The sequence below is a fragment of the Melaminivora alkalimesophila genome, from assembly GCF_000282995.1.
Lineage (GTDB): Bacteria > Pseudomonadota > Gammaproteobacteria > Burkholderiales > Burkholderiaceae_C > Melaminivora > Melaminivora alkalimesophila.
In genome coordinates, this window is record NZ_ALEE01000112.1 from 1 (window position 1) to 5,194 (window position 5,194).

The following is a 5,194-nucleotide window of genomic DNA, read 5'->3' on the forward strand; positions in this document are numbered from 1 at the left end:
CGGCTTCGCCGCCGTGCCGCGTGGGGCGCGAGCCCCGCGCCAATGCAGGCATGTCCGCGTGCTTCGCACGACCGGACACGCCGCAGCTTTCGGAGAGCGCAACCATGACCGACCGCCGCGACGATGATTTCCGCATCCACCCCAGCGCCCCGAAGAACCGGGGCCAGGGCTTCGTTTCCAAGGTGCTCAAGCAGGCGGGCAAGGCCAGCGGCGGCAAGTCCACGGTGCGCCGTCCTGGGACGGCTGGCGGCACCGGGAGGGGCACCGGCCAGCGGCCCGGTTCACGCCTGGGACGCGGGCATACGGCAGCGCGCTTCGCGGGGGCGAAGCTCACGCCCCTATCGCGGCGGGTGACCATCAAGACCCTGCTGGTCAACCAGCGCCAAGCCAGCCCGCAGTCGCTCGCCAAGCACCTGCGCTACATCGAGCGCGATGGCGTGGGCCGCGATGGCGAGCCGGGCCAAGCCTACGGGCCGCAGACCGATGCTGCCGACCTCGAAGCCTTCAAGGAGCGCTGCGCCGACGACCGGCATCATTTCCGCTTCATCCTCTCGCCCGAGGATGGCGCGGAACTGGAAGACTTGCGCACATATACCAGGCACCTCATGGGCCGCATGGAGGCCGACCTGGGCACGCGGCTGGAATGGGTGGCGGTCGATCATTGGAACACCGACAACCCGCATACCCACCTGATCGTGCGCGGGCGCGACGACACCGGCAAAGACCTCGTCATCGCCGGCGACTACATCGCCGATGGCTTCCGTCATCGCGCCGCCGAACTGGCGACCGAATGGCTGGGGCCGCGCACCGAGCTGGAGATCCAGCAGACCTTGACGCGCGAGGTGGATCAGGAGCGGTGGACGAGCCTGGATCGGACCCTCAAGCGCGAGCTGGGTGACGATGGCCTGGTGCATGTCGAACGCTTCAATGAGCCGAGATTGCAGCGCCAGCGCCTGCTGCTGATCGGTCGTCTGCAACGCTTGCAGCGCCTGGGCCTGGCCGACGAGATGCAGCCCGGCACCTGGGCCGTCCATGCCGACGCGGAGAAAACCTTGCGTGCTCTCGGCGAGCGCGGCGACATCATCCGCACCATGCAGCGGGCCATGCGCGGCGAACCGCGCGAACTGGCGGTATTCGAGCCTGGGGACGATGGTCGAACCATTCTCGGCCGCGTGGCCGCGAAGGGGCTGGCCGACGAACTGCGCGACCGGGGGTATCTGGTCATCGACGGCGTGGACGGCAAAGCCCACTACGTCGCGCTCAATGCCCGTGACGAGCTGGCGAACTATCCGACGGGCGCCGTGGTGGAAGTGAAGGGATCGGCTGACGTGCGCGCAGCCGATCGCAACATCGCCGCGCTGGCGAGCGATGGCCTGTACCGCGCCGACCATCATCTCGCCATCGCGCAAGGTCAGGCCACGCCCGACCGCGACCCGCACGAAGTCGTGGCGGTCCACGTCCGGCGCCTGGAAGCCCTGCGCCGAGCGGGCATCGTGGAGCGCGTGGCCGAGGGGCTATGGAAGGTGCCGGACGACCTGCCCGAGCGTGGCCGCCAGTACGACGCGCAGCGCCTGGGCGGCGTGGCCGTGGAGCTGAAATCGCACATACCCATCGAGCGGCAGGCCCGCGTGATCGGCGCCACCTGGCTCGACCAGCAACTGATCGGCGGCGGCAAGGGCCTAGGCGACCTGGGCTTTGGCGGCGAGGCCAAGCAGGCGATGCAGCAACGCGCCGACTTCCTGGCCGAACAGGGGCTGGCCGAGCGGCGGGGGCAGCGGGTGATCCTGGCACGCAACCTGCTGGGCACGTTGCGCAACCGGGAACTGGCGCAGGTTGCCCAGGACATTGCCGCCGAAACCGGCCTGGCGCACCGCCCCACGGCAGACGGGCAGCGTGTGGCCGGCATCTACCGGCGCTCGGTCATGCTCGCCAGCGGACGCTACGCCGTACTCGATGACGGCATGGGATTTAGCTTGGTGCCGTGGCGGTCGGTGATTGAACAGCGGCTGGGGCGGCAGATCGCCGCGACGGTGCGCAGCGGTGGGGTTTCATGGGAAATTGGGCGGCGGCCTGGGCTGTCCCGAGGCTAGTCAGGCCGACCCCAACGATCCCATAAAATGGATTCAACGCAGTCCACTGCAATCCCAACTGGGGGGCCATCAACCCCGGGAGTAGAAACGCAGGCGAGCATTGCGTTCGGCAGGCGATTCGTTCTGCAATTCGTTGATCACCTGTACTCGCGTCTTGCCAGAGCCTGCGTCGGGTGTGGGTGTGCCGATCGGGTAATTACTTTCACCGTAGGAAAGGCGGCCTTGCTGCATGGCAGCCTTGGTTTCCGCAATCACCTGTGCTCGCGTCTTGCCAGAGCCTGCATCGGGTGTGGGCGTGCCGATCGGGTAATTACTTTCACCGTAGGAAAGGCGGCCTTGTTGCATGGCAGCCTTGGTTTCTGCAATCACCTGTGCTCGTGTCTTCTCGCTCTTGAAGTGCTCCGGGTGAACGATGACTCCGGTTTCGTTGTTGGCAGGGTGCTCGTATGCGGCCGAAGCCATCCCCGGAAGGCCCAGGGCGGCCACTGCGGCCGCGGCGGCGATCATGGAGGAGAGGGAGAGGCGTTGTTGGGTCATGGTCAAAGCTCCTGACGAGGTTGGATGAAACTTGCATCTCTAATGCCTTGGGCGGGCGTTGAGGAGATGTGTTCATGGTAGAAACCCCTACCCAACAGAACCCAGACAACCCGATGACATTGTTGTCAGCTTCGGGGCTTGGCAACGCGATGCGGAAACACCAGAGCGAAGCAGGTTCGCCCCCTGGCCCGAGGTCGCCGTGACCTGGCCGGCATGGGCCTCGGCGATGGCCCGCGTGATGGGCACACCCAGCCCGGAGCCGTCGGAATCCGGATGGGCCCTGGAAGCATCGGCGCGGTAGAAGCGGTTGAACAGCCGGGGCAGGGTCTTGGCATCGATGTCGGCGCCGGTGCTTTCCACGGCTATTGGCCTATAGGCGCATTCCGTTGGATGAAGTTCTGCGCTTCCCATTGGCATTGGGTGACCCGGCAAACTGCGAAGGGTACGCGCGCCAAGTGGATCACTTCCAGCGCCAACAGACCGCGCTGGAACCGTTGATCGCGCACCGGGTGGCGACATTCGATGTCATGATGACACTGGTTTCCGTAGGGCTGGCCCTGGGACTGGTAGGCGCTGCGCGCATTGCATCCAGCCGCAGCAGTGAGGCCGGTATGCCGGGCATGGCTTGACAAAATCAACGTCGAGTTTTGACGGTGCCATTTCAAACCCTGAAGTCAACGCAATGTCAAGCAGATGTGCTGCAACCGACTCTAGCCCTTGGCCGAACCGCGATGACTGGCCCAGATGGCGACAGTCTATGCGCCGCTGTACCCCTCAGTGCGCGCCATGCACATGACGTCGCCTAGCTAGCTCCGGCCCCGCCGCAGCCGCGGTGTCGAGGCCACTGAGGATGCCGCATTCGGTGACCGCATGCGGTGCGATGCAGCGCGCGCGCAACGCCTTGAGGTCTGCCTCAAGCGCGCGAAGTTCCCGGATGCGCTGCGCGACGTGGCCGATGTGTTCGTCGAGCAACGTGTTGATGTCGCCACAATCCTGCGCGGGTGATTCCCGCAGCGCGAGCAGCGCGCGGATTTCGTCGAGGGTCATGTCGAGGTTGCGGCACTGCCGGACAAATGCCAGCCGCTCGACATGGACCGGCAAGTACATACGGTAGTTGTTTTCGGCACGCGCCGGAGGCGGCAGCAGACCTTCGCGCTCGTAGAAGCGGATGGTTTCAACGGGCGTTCCCGTGGCTTCGGCCAAGATTCCAATCTTCATCAGCAGCCCCTTTCCGCCTGTCTTCAAGGCAGTATGGGCTTGACTCTACACCGACTACAGGGTTTGCAATATGGGAAAGGTTAAAGGATCGTCCATGAAAAACACTCACACTGACCAAGATTATGCGGACGCTCGCAGCAACGATTGCTGCGGCGCCTGCTCCATCGACACGGCACCTATTTCCCGTGTTCCGACCGCCACGCGCGGCCGCAGTTTTCGTATCGCCACGATGGATTGCGCGGCGGAAGAGTCGGAAATCCGCCGAGCTCTCGACGGAGTTCCAGGTATCCGTGGGCTGCGCTTTCAACTCGGCCAGCGGATGCTGACCGTCGATGCTGACGAACCGTCCATTGCGCCAGCGCTGGAGGCCATTCGCAAGGTGGGGTTTGACCCCCAGCCGGTCGTTGCGGCAGGCGCAGGACAGGTGCATTCGGAGGAAGGCGGCCACGATCACGAAGGCGTCCGAGGCCAATTGCCCAAGCTGGCTGCCGCGCTGATCATGGCCATCGCTGCCGAGTTGATCGGGTATTTCGCACCGGAGACCGCAATCTGGCGCGCCGCTGGCCTCGCCGTGGCGGCGGTAGCGATCTGGCTAGCCGGCTTTGATGTCTACAAGAAGGGACTGACGGCCCTGCGGCATGGTCGCCTGAACATCAATGCGCTGATGACTGTCGCGGTGACAGGCGCGTTTGCGATCGGCCAGTGGCCCGAGGCTGCGATGGTGATGGCGCTGTATGCCATCGCTGAGGCGATCGAGGCGCGGGCAGTCGATCGCGCGCGCAATGCGATCAAGGGCCTGTTGGAGATGGCGCCTGAGCAGGCATCGGTGAGGCAAGTCGATGGCAGTTGGACTACCCTGCCGGTGGCCGAGATCGCCGTCAGTGCAGTGCTGCGCGTGAAACCCGGTGAGCGCGTGCCAATGGATGGTGTGGTGCGCTCCGGTCAGACGAGCATTAACCAGGCCCCTGTCACCGGCGAGAGTATTCCTGTCGACAAGACGGCTGGCGATACCGTCTTTGCAGGCACGATCAACGAGTCGGGCACTTTCGAGTTCGAAGTCACGGCCCTCGCATCGGAATCAACGCTTGCGCGCATCATCCACGCTGTCGAAGTAGCGCAATCGACGCGCGCGCCTACGCAGGGCTTCGTCGACCGGTTCGCGGCTGTCTATACGCCAGCCATCTTCGTGCTCGCGCTGGCGGTCGCGTTGCTCGGACCATGGCTGCTGGACTGGACCTGGATGCAGGCCATCTACAAGGCGCTCGTGCTGCTGGTCATTGCCTGTCCGTGTGCGTTGGTGATCTCGACACCGGTGACTATTGTCAGTGGGCTCGCGGCAGCCGCCCGCC

Annotated in this window: 4 protein-coding genes and 3 pseudogenes; 3 read left to right on the plus strand and 4 right to left on the minus strand. The window is 65.0% G+C overall.

Annotation, left to right across the window (positions count from 1 at the left end; genetic code table 11):
• Nucleotides 1-181 (minus strand): hypothetical protein (locus tag A612_RS17650; protein ID WP_206536105.1); only part of this gene is annotated, 181 nt, incomplete at its 3' end.
• Between A612_RS17650 and A612_RS01620 the strand changes: the two genes are divergently transcribed.
• Entirely contained in the window at nt 105-2,090 is a 1,986-nt protein-coding gene (locus A612_RS01620; protein WP_019372868.1) for a relaxase/mobilization nuclease domain-containing protein, read from the plus strand. The genes A612_RS17650 and A612_RS01620 overlap by 77 nt on opposite strands.
• A gap of 234 nt (nt 2,091-2,324) precedes the next feature.
• Here A612_RS01620 and A612_RS18200 read toward each other — a convergent pair.
• Nucleotides 2,325-2,627, minus strand: a pseudogene (locus tag A612_RS18200) (DUF4148 domain-containing protein); the annotation flags it as partial.
• Nucleotides 2,628-2,752: 125 nt separating this feature from the next.
• A pseudogene (locus tag A612_RS16340) lies at nt 2,753-2,987 on the minus strand (ATP-binding protein); the annotation flags it as partial.
• Nucleotides 2,988-2,989: 2 nt separating this feature from the next.
• Between A612_RS16340 and A612_RS16345 the strand changes: the two are divergent.
• Nucleotides 2,990-3,223: pseudogene (locus A612_RS16345) on the plus strand (LysR family transcriptional regulator); the annotation flags it as partial.
• Nucleotides 3,224-3,401: 178 nt separating this feature from the next.
• Here the strand turns inward: A612_RS16345 and cadR are convergent.
• On the minus strand, nt 3,402-3,845 hold the full coding sequence (gene cadR, locus A612_RS01625) for a Cd(II)/Pb(II)-responsive transcriptional regulator (protein WP_019372870.1): 444 nt from the start codon (nt 3,843-3,845) through the stop codon (nt 3,402-3,404).
• Between the two features lie 94 nt (nt 3,846-3,939).
• On the opposite strand from cadR, the gene A612_RS01630 reads away from it, so the two are divergent.
• The coding region (locus tag A612_RS01630; RefSeq protein ID WP_420891019.1) for a heavy metal translocating P-type ATPase at nt 3,940-5,194 on the plus strand (1,255 nt) is incomplete at its 3' end.